The sequence below is a fragment of the Candidatus Symbiopectobacterium sp. genome, from assembly GCF_020054415.1.
GTDB lineage: Bacteria > Pseudomonadota > Gammaproteobacteria > Enterobacterales > Enterobacteriaceae > Symbiopectobacterium.
Genome location: NZ_JAHWCO010000305.1, coordinates 1 through 16,403, shown reverse-complemented (window position 1 = coordinate 16,403; position 16,403 = coordinate 1). Strand labels below are relative to the sequence as shown.

The 16,403-nt window shown below is 53.1% G+C and carries 16 protein-coding genes and 5 pseudogenes; 7 read left to right on the top strand and 14 right to left on the bottom strand.

Annotated elements, in window-relative coordinates; all coding sequences use genetic code 11:
* Positions 1-194: 194 nt before the first annotated feature.
* Positions 195-1,643: a tRNA uracil 4-sulfurtransferase ThiI gene (gene thiI / locus QZ506_RS08955; protein WP_291970496.1), complete on the bottom strand. Its 1,449-nt coding sequence runs from the start codon at positions 1,641-1,643 to the stop codon at positions 195-197.
* A 244-nt stretch (positions 1,644-1,887) separates the two neighbouring features.
* On the opposite strand from thiI, the gene xseB reads away from it, so the two are divergent.
* From xseB to dxs, 3 genes are all read left to right on the top strand, one after another.
* Positions 1,888-2,196 (top strand): exodeoxyribonuclease VII small subunit, encoded by a 309-nt coding sequence (gene xseB / locus QZ506_RS08950; RefSeq protein WP_291970494.1) that lies wholly within the window; start codon positions 1,888-1,890, stop codon positions 2,194-2,196.
* On the top strand, positions 2,193-3,104 hold the full coding sequence (gene ispA, locus QZ506_RS08945; protein WP_291970491.1) for a (2E,6E)-farnesyl diphosphate synthase: 912 nt from the start codon (positions 2,193-2,195) through the stop codon (positions 3,102-3,104). The genes xseB and ispA overlap by 4 nt, the downstream gene beginning before the upstream one ends.
* 112 nt (positions 3,105-3,216) lie before the next feature.
* Positions 3,217-5,079: a 1-deoxy-D-xylulose-5-phosphate synthase gene (gene dxs, locus QZ506_RS08940; protein WP_291970489.1), complete on the top strand. Its 1,863-nt coding sequence runs from the start codon at positions 3,217-3,219 to the stop codon at positions 5,077-5,079.
* Positions 5,080-5,129: 50 nt separating this feature from the next.
* Here dxs and pgpA read toward each other — a convergent pair whose 3' ends face one another.
* The 6 genes from pgpA to nrdR all read right to left on the bottom strand — a co-directional run bounded on the left by pgpA (position 5,130) and on the right by nrdR (position 9,296).
* A complete protein-coding gene (gene pgpA / locus QZ506_RS08935; RefSeq protein WP_291970487.1) occupies positions 5,130-5,651 on the bottom strand; it encodes a phosphatidylglycerophosphatase A in 522 nt (173 codons plus the stop codon).
* Complete coding sequence (gene thiL / locus QZ506_RS08930; RefSeq protein ID WP_291970485.1) at positions 5,632-6,621, bottom strand: thiamine-phosphate kinase; 990 nt, start codon at positions 6,619-6,621, stop codon at positions 5,632-5,634. Before thiL ends, pgpA begins: the two co-directional genes overlap by 20 nt.
* A 54-nt stretch (positions 6,622-6,675) precedes the next feature.
* On the bottom strand, positions 6,676-7,095 hold the full coding sequence (gene nusB, locus QZ506_RS08925; protein WP_291970484.1) for a transcription antitermination factor NusB: 420 nt from the start codon (positions 7,093-7,095) through the stop codon (positions 6,676-6,678).
* Positions 7,096-7,119: 24 nt separating this feature from the next.
* Positions 7,120-7,584 carry a 6,7-dimethyl-8-ribityllumazine synthase gene (gene ribE / locus QZ506_RS08920; RefSeq protein ID WP_291970482.1) on the bottom strand — a complete coding sequence of 155 codons (465 nt, stop codon included), beginning with the start codon at positions 7,582-7,584 and terminating at the stop codon, positions 7,120-7,122.
* A 142-nt stretch (positions 7,585-7,726) separates the two neighbouring features.
* Positions 7,727-8,842 carry a bifunctional diaminohydroxyphosphoribosylaminopyrimidine deaminase/5-amino-6-(5-phosphoribosylamino)uracil reductase RibD gene (gene ribD / locus QZ506_RS08915; protein WP_291970480.1) on the bottom strand — a complete coding sequence of 372 codons (1,116 nt, stop codon included), beginning with the start codon at positions 8,840-8,842 and terminating at the stop codon, positions 7,727-7,729.
* 4 nt (positions 8,843-8,846) lie between these two features.
* Positions 8,847-9,296: a transcriptional regulator NrdR gene (gene nrdR, locus QZ506_RS08910; protein ID WP_291970478.1), complete on the bottom strand. Its 450-nt coding sequence runs from the start codon at positions 9,294-9,296 to the stop codon at positions 8,847-8,849.
* A 295-nt stretch (positions 9,297-9,591) separates the two neighbouring features.
* On the opposite strand from nrdR, the pseudogene QZ506_RS08905 reads away from it, so the two are divergent.
* A pseudogene (locus tag QZ506_RS08905) lies at positions 9,592-9,834 on the top strand (DUF3251 domain-containing protein); the annotation flags it as partial.
* Positions 9,779-10,033 carry a DUF3251 domain-containing protein gene (locus QZ506_RS21540; RefSeq protein WP_367272992.1) on the top strand — a complete coding sequence of 85 codons (255 nt, stop codon included), beginning with the start codon at positions 9,779-9,781 and terminating at the stop codon, positions 10,031-10,033. The pseudogene QZ506_RS08905 and the gene QZ506_RS21540, both read left to right, overlap by 56 nt.
* Before the next feature lie 55 nt (positions 10,034-10,088).
* Here the strand turns inward: QZ506_RS21540 and secF are convergent, their stop codons facing one another.
* From secF to QZ506_RS08875, 5 genes and pseudogenes are all read right to left on the bottom strand, one after another.
* Positions 10,089-11,057 (bottom strand): protein translocase subunit SecF, encoded by a 969-nt coding sequence (gene secF, locus QZ506_RS08895; protein WP_291970474.1) that lies wholly within the window; start codon positions 11,055-11,057, stop codon positions 10,089-10,091.
* 10 nt (positions 11,058-11,067) lie between these two features.
* Positions 11,068-12,918 (bottom strand): protein translocase subunit SecD, encoded by a 1,851-nt coding sequence (gene secD, locus QZ506_RS08890; RefSeq protein ID WP_291970472.1) that lies wholly within the window; start codon positions 12,916-12,918, stop codon positions 11,068-11,070.
* Positions 12,919-12,945: 27 nt separating this feature from the next.
* Positions 12,946-13,275 (bottom strand): preprotein translocase subunit YajC, encoded by a 330-nt coding sequence (gene yajC / locus QZ506_RS08885; RefSeq protein ID WP_291970470.1) that lies wholly within the window; start codon positions 13,273-13,275, stop codon positions 12,946-12,948.
* 114 nt (positions 13,276-13,389) lie between these two features.
* On the bottom strand, positions 13,390-14,535 hold the full coding sequence (gene tgt / locus QZ506_RS08880; protein ID WP_291970468.1) for a tRNA guanosine(34) transglycosylase Tgt: 1,146 nt from the start codon (positions 14,533-14,535) through the stop codon (positions 13,390-13,392).
* A gap of 242 nt (positions 14,536-14,777) precedes the next feature.
* Positions 14,778-15,045 (bottom strand): annotated as a pseudogene (locus QZ506_RS08875) (IS1 family transposase).
* Between QZ506_RS08875 and QZ506_RS08870 the strand changes: the two are divergent.
* Together QZ506_RS08870 and QZ506_RS08865 are read left to right on the top strand one after the other, a co-directional pair.
* Positions 15,013-15,156, top strand: a complete 144-nt coding sequence (locus tag QZ506_RS08870) for a hypothetical protein (RefSeq protein WP_291970466.1) — start codon at positions 15,013-15,015, stop codon at positions 15,154-15,156. The pseudogene QZ506_RS08875 and the gene QZ506_RS08870 sit on opposite strands and share 33 nt — an antisense overlap.
* A 200-nt stretch (positions 15,157-15,356) precedes the next feature.
* A pseudogene (locus QZ506_RS08865) lies at positions 15,357-15,500 on the top strand (transcription elongation factor GreB); the annotation flags it as partial.
* A gap of 57 nt (positions 15,501-15,557) precedes the next feature.
* Here QZ506_RS08865 and istB read toward each other — a convergent pair.
* Positions 15,558-16,143 (bottom strand): annotated as a pseudogene (istB, locus tag QZ506_RS08860) (IS21-like element helper ATPase IstB); the annotation flags it as partial.
* Positions 16,132-16,403, bottom strand: a pseudogene (locus QZ506_RS08855) (IS21 family transposase); the annotation flags it as partial. The pseudogenes QZ506_RS08855 and istB, both read right to left, overlap by 12 nt.

Genomic DNA, 16,403 nt, shown 5'->3' with positions numbered 1-16,403 from the left:
TGCTGCGGGCGTACGCCGATGGCCACTTTACTCGATGGAAAACGGATCTGGGCAGAAAAGAATCTGAACCAGATGTAATCTGACAGACACCTGTATAAATAATCGGTAACTGTCAGATCAGGTCTGAGCTAGTACACATAAAACCTCCGTGATCCCGTCATCCTCCGCTCGAACGGAGGATGACGAGCGCGAGGTTAAGGCCGATAGACCTTCACGTTAGTGAACCCCTGCTCACGCAGATACAGCGCCTGCAAACTGCTCATCACACCGCGTTCACAGTACAGCAGATAGGTCTTACCCTGATCAAGATCGCAAAACTGCGTGCTGAGCTTGTAGAACGGCAGCGATTTGATTTCAACACCGGTGAGCGCAAGCGGACGATCGTCTTGCTCATCCACCGAGCGAATATCCAGCAGAATATCGTCAGCAGAAAGCGATGCCACGGTTTCAACTTCCGTTATCTCTTGCGAGGTCTGGGTGGCGATATTGCGGATATCTATATTGCGCGCTTCAAAAATCACCCGGTCCAGAATCTCAAAGTCGAATTTACCTTCTTCCTCTTCTATTTTGGATTTGACCGCTTTTACTGTTGGGCTTTTAGAAATAACCCCGCAATACTCAGGCATGGTTTTGGCAAAATCTTCCGTGCCTAAATGGCGTGCCAGCTTGATAATGTGTTCTTTATCGTGTGAAATCAGCGGGCGCAGAATCAGCGTGTCCGAGGCATTATCTATGAGACGCAGGTTGGTCAACGTTTGACTGGAAACCTGACCTAACGCTTCGCCAGTTACCAACGCCTGAACGCCATAACGCTCTGCAATGCGCGATGCGGCACGCACCATCATACGTTTAAGCACGACGCCCATCTGGCCGTCATCCACTTTTTCCAGGATCTCGCACACCATGGGTTCAAAATCAATAGAGACAAAGCGCACGCGATGCGAGCTGCCAAAGCGTTTCCACAAATAGTGTGCGACCTGTTTAACACCAATTTCATGCGCTGCGCCGCCCAGATTGAAAAAGCAGTAATGCACGCGACAGCCACGACGGATAAGCATATAGCTAGACACGCCAGAATCGAACCCGCCGGAAATCAGTGACAGTACATCTTCTTGCGTACCGATAGGGAAACCACCGATGCCTTCATAACGCCCTTTAATCAGCAGCAAACGATCATGTTCAATCTCCAGATGAACCGTGACCTGCGGCGTGGTAAGGTTAACGTGCGAACTGTCGATGTGCTGATTAAGTCCACCGCCCACATAACGCTCTACATCCTGCGATGAGAAGTCGTGCTTGCCGCGCCGTTTCACGCGTACACAGAAGCTTTTTCCTTCTAGCTGTGGACGATACAGCGCCAACGTTTGTTCAAAAATGTCGTGCACGTCGGTGTAAGCGTGGTCTTCAACGTCCAGAATATGATGAATGCCGGGAATACGGGTTAACGCATCGCGAATATCTTCGCGTTGGCTTTCCTCTTTGGCGCGGACTTCGATATGATCCCAATGACGGACGACGGCCAGTTGGTCGTCATACTGCTTAAGCACGTTACGAATGTTACCGGTAAGTATCTTAATAAAGCGCAACCGCACAGATTGACTCTTGATGGTGATTTCAGGGAACAATTTAATGATAAACTTCATGATGGCTGTCGTTACTTGGTCAAATGGGCGTAAGTGTTAACATGAGTGCTACATTCACGTTATCGGTAAACTCGTTCCACAGGGTGATTTTACCAATAGCATCCAAGGCGCGGAGTATATCATCTTCTCGCACGCTGCGCGCAGGAAGGATGTGCTTATCTGTGCGATGGATCAGTAGCGAACATTAACGATTAACGACACTAAAAGAACAGCATAACTTAGCGATCAGGATGTAAAATAGGTCATGCCTGCAAAAAAAACGTCGCCTCACTCGGAGGCAAACAGCGAAACGCTGAACACCGCTGACTCAGCGCTGAGTTTTGAAGATGCGTTACAACAGCTGGAACAGATTGTCACCCGCCTCGAGTCGGGCGACTTGCCGTTGGAAGCCGCGCTGAGCGCTTTTGAAAATGGCATTCAGTTAGCGCGTCAGGGACAGCTGCAGTTGCAACGAGCAGAGCAACGCGTGCAAATCCTGCTAAGCGATGAACCGGATGCCGCACTGTCCCCTTTCGCTCAGGGCACGACAACCCCGAACAGTAAACCACTATGACGGAATTCGCTGGGCAATTGCGTGCCCATGCAGATCGCGTTAATCAGGCATTGAACCGTTTTATCACCGACTTGCCGTTTCAGGGTAGTCCGCTGGTTGACGCCATGGCCTACGGTGCGCTGCTGGGAGGCAAACGCCTTCGGCCTTTTTTGGTTTATACCACCGGGCAACTTTTCGGCATTCCGCTGAGCAGCATGGATACGCCGGCTGCCGCAGTGGAATCTATCCACGCTTATTCGCTGATTCATGACGATTTGCCTGCCATGGACGATGATGACCTGCGCCGTGGTCAACCGACCTGTCACATTAAATTTGGCGAAGCCACAGCGGTTCTGGCCGGGGATGCGCTTCAAACGTTAGCCTTCTCCATTCTGGCTGACGGCTCCATGCCGGAAGTCAGCGACCGCGATCGCCTATCAATGGTTGCAGAACTGGCGTACGCCAGCGGCGTGGCAGGCATGTGCGGTGGGCAAGCGCTGGATTTGGCGGCAGAGGGTAAGCAAGTCGATCTCACAGCACTGGAGCAAATTCATCGCCACAAAACCGGCGCATTGATTCGCACAGCCGTCAGGCTGGGCGCGCTCAGCGCTGGTACTGCGGGTCGGGCGGCACTGCCACACCTTGATCGCTATGCCAATGCCATCGGTCTGGCCTTTCAGGTGCAGGATGACATCCTTGATGTGGTTGGTGACAGCGCCACCACCGGTAAGCGACAAGGTGCCGACCAGCAACTGGGCAAAAGCACCTATCCCGGCTTGCTCGGGCTTGACAGTGCACGGGCAAAGGCGTGGGATCTCTATCAGGAATCACTGGCAGCATTGGATGAACTGCAAGCGGCCAGCGCAACGCCGCTCGATACTACGGTACTACGGGCATTAGCGAATTATATTGTCGAGCGAGATAAATAATTTCAACATCACCCAGTGAATTTCAAGCGTGTCGCACGGTGGCAACGCCCGGATGGATACTGCATTCGCAGCTTGAGAGAGAACGGGGATTACACCTCAGAATGAGTCGCAAATGAGTTTTGATATTGCAAAGTACCCGACACTGGCTTTAGTGGAAACACCTGACGAACTGCGCATGCTGCCGCGTGACAGCCTGCCTAAACTGTGCGATGAACTTCGTCAATATCTGCTGGACAGCGTTAGCCGCTCCAGCGGCCACTTTGCTTCAGGGCTCGGCACCGTTGAACTCACCGTAGCGCTGCACTATGTCTACAACACGCCATTTGACCATCTGGTGTGGGATGTCGGCCATCAAGCCTATCCTCACAAAATCATCACCGGTCGCCGCGATCGCATTTCCACCATCCGCCAGAAAGGCGGCCTGCACCCGTTCCCCTGGCGCGGCGAGAGTGAATACGATGTGTTAAGCGTCGGTCACTCCTCCACGTCGATCAGCGCCGGCCTGGGCATGGCGGTTGCCGCCGAACGAGAAGGCAAAGGACGCCGTACCGTGTGCGTTATCGGCGACGGCGCACTGACCGCGGGAATGGCATTTGAAGCCATGAACCACGCGGGCGATATTCGTTCCGATCTGCTGGTGGTGTTGAACGACAACGAGATGTCCATTTCCGAAAACGTCGGTGCGCTCAACAATCACTTGGCACAACTGTTATCGGGTAAACTCTACTCCACCCTGCGCGAAGGCGGTAAGAAAGTGCTGTCTGGCATCCCGCCGATCAAAGAGCTGGTCAAACGCACGGAAGAACATCTGAAAGGCATGGTGGTGCCCGGAACGCTGTTTGAAGAACTTGGCTTTAACTATATCGGCCCGGTCGACGGTCATGATGTGGTCGGGCTAGCGCAAACACTGAAAAATATGCGTAGCCTGAAGGGTCCGCAGTTGCTGCATATCATGACCAAAAAAGGTCGTGGCTATGCTCCAGCAGAGCAAGATCCTATCAGTTGGCATGCCGTGCCCAAGTTTGATCCGGCCGGCGGTACCTTGCCCAAAAGCAAGGCGAGCCTTCCCAGCTACTCGGCCATTTTCGGTGATTGGCTGTGTGAAATCGCCGCCAAAGACAGCAAGCTGATGGCAGTGACGCCAGCGATGCGCGAAGGTTCTGGCATGGTGCGATTCTCTCGTGACTACCCACAACAATATTTCGATGTTGCCATTGCCGAGCAGCACGCCGTCACCTTTGCCGCCGGTTTATCCCTGGGAGGGTACAAACCGGTGGTGGCGATCTACTCCACCTTTTTACAACGCGCCTACGATCAGGTGATTCACGACGTCGCCATTCAGAATCTGCCGGTACTGTTCGCTATCGATCGCGGCGGTATTGTGGGCGCGGACGGCCAAACGCATCAGGGTGCGTTTGACTTGTCCTTCCTGCGTTGCATTCCCGATCTGATTATCATGGCACCGAGCGATGAGAACGAATGTCGCCAGATGTTGTTTACCGGCTACCGTTATCAAGACGGCCCTTGCGCCGTGCGTTACCCACGCGGTACCGGTACTGGAGCCACGCTTGAGCAGTTGCAGGAATTGCCGATCGGGAAAGGGGTGGTACTACGCACGGGCGAAAAAGTCGCCATCCTCAATTTCGGTACACTGCTGCCGGAAGCACAGCAGGTTGCCGAAAAGCGCAATGCGACATTGGTCGACATGCGTTTCGTCAAACCGTTGGATGAAGCACTGATTGCTGAACTGGCAAAAAGCCACGATCTGCTGGTGACATTGGAAGAGAACGCATTGATGGGCGGTGCGGGCAGCGGCGTGAATGAAGTGGTGATGACGCAGCGTCTGGGCATTCCGGTGTTAAATCTGGGGTTACCGGACAGCTTTATTCCCCAAGGGACTCAGGAAGAAGTACGCCACGACTTGGGGTTGGATGCGGCGGGCATCGAACGTCGCATTGAGGAATGGCTGCAATAATCGTGATATCGACCGGGGCAGTCGCCCCGGTTAGGCACCGCGTATGCCGTTTAAGAAAATAGCGGCCAGTGGTGCCCGATCCAGTAGATAATGCCCGCAGAGATAACTCCAGCCACAATATCGTCAATCATGATACCCATGCCGCCGTGCACATTATGATCAAACCAGCGTATCGGCCAGGGTTTGAAAATATCCAGAACACGAAACACCACAAACCCGGCCAGCACCCACTGCCACTGTTCATCCGGGATCGCCATCAGCGTGATCCACATCCCGACAAATTCATCCCAGACGATGCTGCAGTGATCGTGCACCCCTATGTATTTGGCCGTTTTATGGCACAGGTAAACACCGATGCAAATGCTGAACATGATAGTCAGTGAATACAGTTGCCAGTGCAGGAAGGAGAGCAGATACCACACCGGGATCGCCGCCAGCGATCCCGCCGTGCCCGGCATCCAGGGTGAAAGGCCACTGCCAAACCCGGTCGCCAGCAGATGCCAGGGATTGCTCAGGCGCAAACGCTGCTTAGCGGTGCGCTTTGTTTCTCGGTCATGGGCTGAAGTTGTCATAGCCTTTCCAGTTCAGTTCCACTGCGTTATCACCACGGAAAAAGCGCAGCCCCTCGGACGACGGCGCTATCTGACCAATGCAGGTATAGCCTACGCCGAGTTGGCCCAGCGCCATGTCGATCGCCCCGCGATTAATCTCCGGCACGGTAAAGCACAGTTCATAATCTTCCCCGCCAGACAGCGCCCAACGCAGCACCTGATCGGGTTCAACATGTTGCATCATTGCCGATGAATAAGGAATAGCATCAAGCTGTACGCGCGCACCACAATCACTTGCGGCCAAAATATGGCGTAAATCCGATATCAGCCCATCCGACAGATCGATAGCCGCGCTGGCAAGCGTGCGCAACGCCTGACCTTGCAGAATGCGCGGCTGCGGACGCAAATGGCGTTGCACCAATGACTGACGCGCCGCGTTGTCACTCACCTGCAAACGTTGTTGCAAAATCGCCAGCCCGGCGGCGCTATCACCCAGCGTTCCGGTCACATAGATCCAATCGCCAATGCTGGCACCGGCACGAGTGAGCGCACGACCGGCGGGCACCAGCCCGTGAATAGTCAACGTAAGGCAGAGCGGACCACGCGTGGTATCGCCGCCGATCAGTTGCATGCCATAGTAATCCAGCAGCGTGAACAAGCTATCGCTGTAGGCTGCCAACCACGCGCTGTTAATTTCGGGCAAGGTAATGGCGAGAGAGAGCCAGGCTGGATCGGCCCCCATGGCTGCCAGATCGCTTAAATTAACGGCCAGCGATTTGTAACCCAAATCAGCAGGATCGATAGTCGGTAGGAAATGCACACCAGACACCAGCGTGTCGGTACTGACGGCTAAAAGCTGCTTTTCTGCCACTGTGAGCAACGCACAATCGTCGCCAATCCCCAATTCTACATCACGACGCGGATTTCCCGCCTTGTAGGCGTTCACACGATTGAAATAGCGGGCAATCAGATCAAGCTCACCGTAAACCATAACCGTTTCCGTCAAAAACAATCGCGAACAGGGCCGGTATTCCGGCCATGAGCGTTACTTCTTGGTTTGGCGCACCGTAGGAGCGACTTTATCCAATACGCCGTTGACAAACTTGTGGCTATCTTCCGCACCGAACACTTTCGCCAGTTCAATGGATTCGTTGATGGCAACCTTGTAAGGGACGTCGTCGCGCTTGCTCAGTTCGAACAGTGCAATACGCAGCACGGCGCGCTCCACCTGCCCCAACTCTTCGAGCTGACGTGACAGGTAGGGTTCCATCAATGCATCCAGTTTTTCTGCCTGCATGGCGACGCCCGCCAGCAACTCACGAAAGTAGCTGATGTCGACATCTTTGACATCCTGCTCACTCAGGAATTGCAGTTCAATATCGGCAATATCATTCTTTGATAATTGCCAGGAATACAGCGCTTGAACCGCACATTCACGAGCGCGGCGACGAGCAGCAGGTTTCACGGAATACCCCTTTTTTAATCAAACTTATTTGATATCTTTCAATACGTTAATCATTTCCAGCGCGGTCAGCGCAGCTTCTGCACCCTTATTGCCCGCTTTGGTACCAGCGCGTTCAATCGCCTGCTCTATGCTTTCTGTCGTCAAAACGCCAAACGTCACAGGAATATCGCTGTTCATGGCAACATGAGCCAACCCGGAGCTGCACTCACCCGCAACATATTCAAAATGCGCAGTACCGCCACGGATAACCGTTCCCAGTGCCACGACGGCGTCATAGCCATTTTTTGCCAGCGCGCGCGCGGTCAGCGGCAGCTCATAGGCACCCGGTACCCACACAACGGTAATGTTTTCATCTTTGACCTGACCAATACGTTTCAGCGCATCGATAGCGCCTTCCAGCAGGCTATCGTTGATAAAATTGTTGAAACGGGCAATCGCAATCGCGACGCGGGCATCAGGGCTTGCAACAACACCTTCAATGACGTTCATAGCGTTCCTTATAATCATAATCGCATGCTAATACCCCGCAGGGGGGGGGGCGGATTCTATCACATTCTTGTGACGGCGTATCCGGTTTTGCCTGCCACACGCCATAGAGGCCAGAGCAAACCAAAACCGCAGGATATCGACGTCAGGATTGAGGTATCAAACGCAGACGGAGATCGGGGCCAATCTTGCACACCTCCGTCAGCGTAAATGAAGGCGCTTGCGCCAACTGCGTCAACCCCGGCAACACACACAGGGCCCGGGCATCATGCCCTAACAGTTTCGGGGCCATATACACGATCAGCTCATCGACCACGCCCGCATTCAACAGCTCGCCTGCCAGCGTAGCACCGGCTTCAACCCAAACCGAATTAATCTGGCGCTTGCCGAGCGTCATCATTAGCGCAACCAAATCGACGCCGCCACCGTGGGCGGGCAGAGTAAGGTGTGTCACACTTTCAGGCCATGCGCTGTCATTGTTCTGTTGGATACTCGCCAACCAGGTTTGGCCCGGTTGATGGATCAGTTGATGCTGATGCGTTACGCGTCCATGGCTGTCGACGATCACGCGCACGGGTTGAGGAAGCACTACATCGGGAAGCTGTTGTTGCGTAGTGGCATCCAACGTCTCCCAACGTACCGTCAACAGCGGATCGTCCGCCAACACGGTAGCACTGCTGCTAAGGATCGCGGCGCTTTGTGCACGAAAGCGTTGCACATCCTGACGCGCCTCGGGAGAGGTGATCCACTTGCTTTCTCCGGACGCCATCGCCGTGCGGCCATCCAGCGAAGCAGCCACTTTAAGACGGACATAGGGAACGCCGGTGCGCATCAGTTTCAGAAAACCCAGATTGACCTGCTCGGCATCTTGCATCATCAGGCCGTGACTGACAGCGATACCCGCCTGCTGTAAACGGTGCAAACCGCGCCCGGCCACCTGAGGGTTAGGATCTTGCATCGCAGCCACGACGCGCGCCACACCCGCCGCAATCAGCGCATCCGCACAAGGCGGCGTGCGTCCATGGTGACTGCACGGCTCCAGCGTCACATAGGCGGTTGCTCCCCGGGCCAGTTCACCCGCCATACGAAGCGCATGCACTTCCGCATGCGGTTCACCGGCGCGCAAGTGATAGCCTTCGCCGACCATTTTACCGGCGCGCACAATCACACAACCAACGTTAGGGTTTGGAGACGTAGTGAAACGCCCGCGCCGCGCTAATTCAAGCGCGCTCGCCATCCAGAATTCATCTTGCCGTTCCATATGACTAATCCTGTAACCGAGCAATCTCTTCGCCAAACTCCCGAATGTCCTCGAAACTACGGTATACGGAGGCAAAACGAATATAAGCGACTTTGTCCAGACGCTTCAGGGCATCCATCACCAGATTGCCAATCATCTTGGCGGTGACTTCACGCTCACCCGTAGCACGCAGTTGAGATTTGATATGATTGAGGGCGTTTTCAACGTCATCCGCACTGACCGGCCGCTTTTCCAGCGCTTTCAGCATCCCTTTACGCAATTTTTCTTCATTGAAGGGCTCGCGAACGTCATTACTCTTTATCACCCGGGGAATCACTAGCTCCGCCACTTCAAAGGTGGTAAAGCGCTCATTGCACACCAGACACTGACGGCGACGCCGTACCTGCGTGCCTTCGCCGACCAGACGAGAATCAATAACTTTGGTATCAACAGCGGAGCAGAATGGGCAGTGCATAACATATCCCGATGATTAGCTTCTCTTACGCCTAGTTTACCCTGATTTGATCGACTAACCCAAATATCCAGCGCTTACAGACCAATATTTGCATAGGTGCCAGCATTAACGCAGCATGATTTAACTCTCATTCGCCACTACGCTTATATACTTGCCACGTAAAGAAGACACGAGAAAAGGCATAATGCAATGAGGGAAATACCTGAATGAATAATTATTATCGTGCATCTGGTCTCTTGATGCTGGCGCCGACGGGCTGTTCAGCGCCTCGCAACCGCCTACGCTGCAACGGGAAGTGGGGCAGCTTAACCGGCAATTACAAACACTGACGGCACAGGCGTTAGCGCTGGAGCAGCAAAATACCTTAAACAGTCACTCTACCCACGGCGTGTACTTGCTACCCAGCGCGAAAAATAGCGCAATTTTAGAAAGCAATATTGGCAAACTGAGCATTTCCCTGAGCCATATCGAACCCGAGGCGAATGGCACCCAGGCGCTGTTGCACGTTCGGCTACTGGAAGGTACAGCACTGCCTGCGTTTCACGCACAACTCGACTGGGGTCAGCTCGATCCGGTCAGCAGCAAGCCGTTGCCAAGCGAAATTCACCCAGCAGTTGATGCTCGACGCCCCCCTATTGCCCAAAACCGAAGCCATATTTGGTGTGCGGCTAAGCGGTGTCACACCGGAGCAGCTCGGGTTTATACGCCTGCATCAAGTTGAAACCAGCAGCCCCTGATACATAAAAAAATCCCTGCCGAAGCAGGGATTTCTCTCAACGTTATCAAACGGCCTTAAGGCAAGATGGAGGGTTGATCCGCCCCTTCCTTCTCGACTTTCTGCACCAGCAGGTGTTCACGCTTCATCCCAAGCTTCAGCGCCAGCGCTGAAGCCACGTAGATAGAGGAGATAGTACCGATAGACACCCCGGTCAGCATTGCCAGCGAGAAACCTTCCAGCATCGCGCCGCCGAAAATGTAGAGCATCAATACCACACCCAGCGTGGTGCCGGAGGTCATCAAAGTACGGCTCAAAGTCTGTGTCAGCGACACGTTCATGATTTCGTAAGGCGTACCGCGGCGAATCTTGCGGAAGTTTTCACGAATACGGTCAGATACCACGATGCTGTCGTTCAACGAGTAACCGATAACCGACATCAGCGATGCCACGATGGTCAAATCGATTTCGATTTGAAACAGCGAGAACCCCCCCATGGTGATGATCACGTCGTGCGCCAATGCCAGCACAGCACCCAACGCCAGACGCCATTCAAAACGGAATCCTACGTAGATCAAGATGCAGATCAACGCCGCCAACAATGCCATAGCACCGTCTTGCGCCAAATCTTTACCCACACTCGGCCCAACAAACTCGATGCGCTTCACCGTAGCACTCTGTTCCGTTCCCTGGTTAATCACGCTAACCACTTTGTTGCCCAGCTCCTGACCTGAAGTGCCCACGCTTGGCGGCATGCGCACCATCACATCACGGCTGCTACCGAAGTTCTGAATCAACGGATCGGCAAAACCGGCTTTTTCCAGAGAGTCACGAATGAGATCAAGATCGGCCGGTTTTTCCAGGTTGATTTCAATCACCGTACCACCGGTGAAATCCAATCCCCAGTTAAACCCGCGCACACCCATAACAATCAGTGACAGGATTAACAAAGTGCCCGAAATGACGAACGCGACGTTATCCCAACGCATAAAGTCATAGACTTTACGACCATAGTTGAGCTGTTCAACAGTATATTCCTGTGCCACGACGCACTCCTCAAATAGACAGCTTGTTAACGCGTTTTCCGCCGTAAACCAGGTTCACAATCGCACGAGTGCCGACAATAGCGGTAAACATCGAGGTCGCAACCCCAATCGCTGTCGTAATGGCAAAGCCTTTGATTGAGCCGGTCCCCACAGCGTACAGAATCACTGCCGTGATCATCGTTGTCAGGTTGGCATCGATGATACTGGAGAACGCACCTTTGTACCCTTCATGAATGGCTTGCTGAACCGTGCGCCCGTTCCTGAATTCTTCTTTGATACGTTCGTTAATCAGTACGTTGGCATCTACAGCCACTGCCAGCGTCAACACGATACCGGCAATCCCTGGCATGGTGAGCGTCGCCCCCGGCAACAGTGACATCACCCCAACGATCAGCACCAGGTTAGCCACCAACGCAGTGGTCGCGATCAAACCAAATCCTTTGTAGAACACAACCATAAACAGGATGGATGCCACCAGCCCCCACAAGCAGGCCTCAAGCCCCTGGGTGATGTTTTGCATCCCCAGCGTTGGCCCGACGGTACGCTCTTCAACAATCTGAATCGGGGCAATCAACGCACCGGCACGCAGCAACAGAGAGAGCTGACGCGCTTCGTTCGGGTTATCGATACCGGTAATACGGAAGCTGTTACCCAGACGCGACTGAATGGTTGCGACGTTGATCACTTCTTCGTGTTTTTCCAGAATGGAACGACCCGACGTGGCATCGTTCTTACCGCTGTCCTTGTATTCCACAAACAAGGTTGCCATCGGTTTACCGATGCTGTCCTTGGTGAAATTGGACATGGCGTTACCGCCCGCGCTGTCCAGCGAGATGTTCACCTGCGGACGACCGTATTCGTCGGCACCCGAGGTGGAATCGGTAATGTGGTCACCTGTGAGGATCACACGCTTGTACAGCACCACCGGGGTGCCATCACGCATGTATTTCACTTCGGAATCAACCGGAACACGGCCATTGGCTGCTGCTGTCACGTCCGCAGTACTGTTTACCAGACGGAATTCCAACGTTGCCGTCGCACCCAGAATTTCTTTGGCTCGCGCGGTGTCTTGAATGCCGGGCAACTCAACCACGATGCGATCCGCACCTTGGCGCTGTACCAGCGGTTCGGCCACACCCAGTTGGTTAACACGGTTACGCAGGATATTGATGTTTTGCTGGACGGCGTATTCACGTGCTTCAAGCAGGCGCTCGGCACTCATCATCGCACGCATCAGGTTATCGCCGCTGGCGTTAAACACCAGATCGCGGTGACGGGTGGTGAGATACGAAATCGCGTCGTTACGCGTTGCCGCATCGCGGAAACGGATCTCTACGGTATTGCCATCGGCTTTACGCACCGTGGCATAAGGGATGCCCTTTTCACGCAGATCGCTGCGCAGGGAATCCATGGTCTGCTCTTGCAGTTTACCTAACGCCGTTTCCATATCCACTTCCATCAGGAAGTGTACGCCACCTCGCAGGTCCAGACCCAGTTTCATGGGTTCCGCACGCAGCATGCGCAGCCAGTTTGGCGTAGCGGGGGCCAGGTTCAAGGCCACGACATACTTCTCACCCAATGCATTCACCAGCGCTTCGCGAGCGCGCAGTTGAATATCTGGGGTGGATAAACGGGCAAGGATCGCACCACTTTCTAACGCGAGCGATTTGCTGGTGATCTGCTGTTCTTGTAATACATTCTGGACTTGGATCAGCGTTGACTCACTGGCGGCGATGCCTCGCGCGCCAGTGATTTGTACCGCCGGATCCTCACCATACAGGTTAGGAAGTGCATAAAGCAGGCCGATGACTAATGCCACGACCAGCATCAGGTACTTCCACAAAGGATAACGGTTTAACACGGCAGTTCCCTTCGGGAAAATCAAAAATTACAGGGCATTGATGGTACCCTTTGGCAATACGGCAGCCACAAAATCACGTTTGATAACCACTTCATTGGTGTCGTTCAGCGCGATAGCGATGTACCCGGTCTCAGAGACTTTGGTCACGCGACCCACCAGACCGCCCGTCGTCAGCACTTCATCCCCTTTAGAAATGGAGTCCATCAGTTTCTTGTGATCTTTAGCGCGCTTTTGCTGAGGACGCAGAATCATGAAGTAAAAAATCAGGCCAAAAACAGCCAGCATAATCACCAGAGAGTACGGACTTTGTGCCGGAGCGCCGGTTGCAGCTACGACATCAGAAATGAAAAAACTCATTTAACTATCCTCTTTGTTATCAAACCAAACGTGTGCAAAAGTATATGAAATCCAAATGTGCCTAAAACGCTTCAACCGCACACATCACGCGCAGCAGGTACGAAAATCGCGTCGTCAGTAGTGTTGACCTGCCGCCGTTTCAGCAAGGGACGGCGCCGGCTTGCCAATCCGTTGGTAAAAATCTGCCACAAAGTGCTCTAATTTACCCTCTTCGATGGCCTGACGTAAACCCGCCATCAACCGTTGATAATACCGCAAGTTGTGGATGGTATTGAGGCGCGCGCCGAGCATTTCGTTGCAACGGTCTAGATGATGCAAGTAAGCGCGGCTATAATTGCGACACGTGTAGCAATCACAGTGCTCATCCAACGGACGAGTATCATCCTTGTGTACCGCATTGCGGATTTTTACCACGCCGTCGGTAACAAACAGGTGGCCGTTGCGCGCATTGCGCGTTGGCATCACACAGTCAAACATGTCAATGCCGCGTCGCACGCCTTCCACCAGATCCTCAGGCTTGCCGACTCCCATCAGATAACGGGGTTTATCCGCCGGGATCTGCGGGCAAACATGCTCTAGAATGCGGTGCATATCCGCCTTCGTCTCCCCGACTGCCAGGCCGCCCACAGCGTACCCATCAAAGCCAATCTCTACCAGCCCTTTTACTGAGACATCGCGTAAATCTTCGTAAACACTTCCCTGAACGATACCAAATAACGCGTTGTTGTTATTGAGTTCATCAAAACGGGCGCGGCTGCGTTTCGCCCAACGCAGCGACATTTCCATCGAGCGTTTGGCATAATCCCAATCGGCAGGATAAGGCGTACACTCATCGAAAATCATCACGATATCAGAGCCGAGATCGTACTGGATTTCCATCGATTTTTCCGGGTTGAGGAAAATCGGGTCGCCGTTGATCGGGTTACGGAAGTGCACACCCTCTTCGGTGATTTTGCGGATGTCGCCCAGGCTGAAGACCTGAAATCCGCCGGAATCGGTCAGGATCGGGCCATGCCACTGCATGAAATCATGCAAATCGCTGTGCAGCTTCATGATCTCCTGGCCTGGACGCAGCCACAGGTGGAAGGTGTTACCCAGCAGGATTTGCGCGCCAGTTTCTTTCACTTCCTCAGGCGTCATTCCCTTTACCGTGCCGTAAGTGCCAACCGGCATAAACGCCGGGGTTTCCACCACGCCACGTTCAAAAACAAGACGGCCACGGCGCGCGCGACCATCGGTTTGCAACAATTCGTATTTCACTTTGCCTCCAGCACCGGAAAAACAGTCCGATGAATTGCAAAAAGAGGCGCATTCTAACAACCATTAATCCCGCGCCACAAGCCAGCCAGCTTAAATAGCGCCTCTTTTAATTTGTCAATCGTTGCTGATTTTTGCCAATTTTATGACACAAATTTGGCACACTCGATATGCGTAAAATTCATCGGCACTCCGATGAGTCATTGGCGTTGGTTGGGTCGTATATTCAATGAGTTGATGTAGCATCAAACGTAGTACTCGCGTTCGATGTAAGTACCGATGATCCTATCGTGCATTTCGGATGATTTTGAATATCCGGGCATCTTGCGATTGAGCCGTTGCAATCGGTTACGCAGTGTCAGATGTGCTCGCTCAATACGCCGTGTACACAGCTTGCTAACAATGTGTTTTACTTTTGGAAGTTCGTCGTTGTAAGCACTGTAGCCATCCGTGTTTGCATGACTGACGACGGTAACGCTGATGGCCACTTTTGCCATAACCGTGTTTTTTCACAGGAGATGTCTGTTCACAAAACAGGCATCTTACATCAACTTTAGCCACTGTATTCCGCATCCAAAACTGGACATTTCACACTGCAATCAACATATTGAATACACGACCTAAAAACCTATGAATTACTGACAGTCGTTTCTGGTATATATTACAGGCAAAATTGTTACAAAGCATAATAAAATAGGGATTAATCAATCAGTTCCTTCATTTTACAGGCGTAATCGCCTTAGGATGTAGCAACGCCTATACTGCTCACAGTGTATCAACGCCGCGCTATGCGTACTCGTAATAACCGATGACGAAAGCAAACGATGAAAACAGATCTTATCACCCGTGAAGGTTACGACATGCTCTACAAAGAGCTTAACTATCTTTGGAAAGAACGTCGTCCAGAAATTACAGAAAAAGTGGTTTGGGCGGCAAGTTTAGGCGATCGCAGTGAAAATGCCGACTACTGCCAACGCCAAGATTATTGGCCGTTTTTCGCCATTTTTAATGTCCGCTATTGCTCATTAATGTTGCCCGCTTTCCGCCATTTCATCATCACTGACTGGCGTGGTGTTTTTTGCCAGCACTCCGGCTTTGCGTTTTTCCTTTAACCTGTAGCTTTCTCCTTTGATGTTCAGTGTGGTTGAGTGGTGTAGCAGCCGATCCAGGATTGCTGTTGCCAGCACGTTATCGCCGAACATCTCTCCCCAGTCGGCGAACCCTTTATTTGAGCACGATGCTCGTTTTTTCATACCGACGGTTCAGCAACCGGAAGAACAGACTGGCTTCCTCACGGCTCATCGGCAGATAGCCTATCTCATCCAGTATAAGTACCCGGGCGTCACCAAGCTGCTGTAGCTGTTTCTCCAGCCGGTTTTCCTGCTTTGCCTTCATAAGTGTGGCGATCAGCTTATCCAGTGGCATGAACAGCACCCGGTGACCGGCATCAGCCGCTTTGACACCCAGTGCTACTGCCTGGTGCGTTTTGCCCACACCTGGCGGCCCCAGCAGGATCACGTTTTCGCTGCGCTCCACTAACGCCAGCCCGGCCAGTTTCCGGACGACCTTATGATCGATACCTGGCTGGAAGCAGAAGTCGAACTGCTCCAGTAACTGATTAACATGGGCGAAGCTGTCGAACCGGCGGTACCGGACGAAGAAGTTCTCCTTGAGGTATTTCACCATACGCTCCACCTTACCTTTGGTTCTGGCCCTTCGCGGGCGGCAGGACCGTGGCAGGAAGCCATAGTGATCAGCAAGCAGCAGGAACCCGGAGTTGAACACCACCTTCCCGTTGTTATTTTTCAGCACTGCGGCTTTCTGGTTATCGAGCAGCACGGTTTTCACGCTGCCGCCGAAGTAACGGAAGG

Coding starts and splice junctions, on each gene's coding strand:
- thiI (WP_291970496.1), bottom strand. CDS start 1,643: ATGAAGTTTATCATTAAATTGTTCCCTGAAATCACCATCAAGAGTCAA.
- xseB (WP_291970494.1), top strand. CDS start 1,888: ATGCCTGCAAAAAAAACGTCGCCTCACTCGGAGGCAAACAGCGAAACG.
- ispA (WP_291970491.1), top strand. CDS start 2,193: ATGACGGAATTCGCTGGGCAATTGCGTGCCCATGCAGATCGCGTTAAT.
- dxs (WP_291970489.1), top strand. CDS start 3,217: ATGAGTTTTGATATTGCAAAGTACCCGACACTGGCTTTAGTGGAAACA.
- pgpA (WP_291970487.1), bottom strand. CDS start 5,651: ATGACAACTTCAGCCCATGACCGAGAAACAAAGCGCACCGCTAAGCAG.
- thiL (WP_291970485.1), bottom strand. CDS start 6,621: ATGGTTTACGGTGAGCTTGATCTGATTGCCCGCTATTTCAATCGTGTG.
- ribE (WP_291970482.1), bottom strand. CDS start 7,584: ATGAACGTCATTGAAGGTGTTGTTGCAAGCCCTGATGCCCGCGTCGCG.
- ribD (WP_291970480.1), bottom strand. CDS start 8,842: ATGGAACGGCAAGATGAATTCTGGATGGCGAGCGCGCTTGAATTAGCG.
- nrdR (WP_291970478.1), bottom strand. CDS start 9,296: ATGCACTGCCCATTCTGCTCCGCTGTTGATACCAAAGTTATTGATTCT.
- QZ506_RS21540 (WP_367272992.1), top strand. CDS start 9,779: ATGGCACCCAGGCGCTGTTGCACGTTCGGCTACTGGAAGGTACAGCAC.
- yajC (WP_291970470.1), bottom strand. CDS start 13,275: ATGAGTTTTTTCATTTCTGATGTCGTAGCTGCAACCGGCGCTCCGGCA.
- QZ506_RS08870 (WP_291970466.1), top strand. CDS start 15,013: ATGGCCACTTTTGCCATAACCGTGTTTTTTCACAGGAGATGTCTGTTC.